This window comes from Paenarthrobacter nitroguajacolicus, assembly GCF_007786235.1.
In the GTDB taxonomy this organism is placed as follows: Bacteria; Actinomycetota; Actinomycetes; order Actinomycetales; family Micrococcaceae; genus Arthrobacter; species Arthrobacter nitroguajacolicus_A.
The window spans coordinates 321-756 of the sequence record NZ_VNFK01000056.1; the positions used below are offsets into that span (position 1 = coordinate 321).

The following is a 436-nucleotide window of genomic DNA, read 5'->3' on the forward strand; positions in this document are numbered from 1 at the left end:
GGGAGCATGCCGCGTCGCCGCGATCATGTGTATCGTCATCGGCAGCAGCATTACCAAATCACTGGGTAATCGCATGCACTGGTGGAAGGTATTAACGTGGCAGCTGATTCTAGGCGGTGCGATTTTGTCTGTCGCGTCTGGCGTTCATGCGTTCATCGACCCACAACCTTATGTTAATGCTGTCACTCATTTCGATTCTCGCAATGCAATGGGTCTATTGTGGGTCATTGGGCTAAATACAGCACTAGGTTACGGCATGTATGTATGGTTACTACAACGCATGTCAGTGGTCGTTTTCACCTTCGGTGGCATCGCTAACCCAGTGGCTGGCATCGTTACGGGGATGGTGTTGATGGGTGAATCCTTCACTCCAGTACAGTATTCACTGATGACAGGCATGATCGTGATGTCACTACTACCACAGCTTATTCTGGCA

General features: G+C 50.0%; 1 pseudogene. It reads left to right on the plus strand.

Annotated elements, in window-relative coordinates:
• Positions 1-25 precede the first annotated feature (25 nt).
• A pseudogene (locus tag FQP90_RS23500) lies at positions 26-436 on the plus strand (EamA family transporter); the annotation flags it as partial.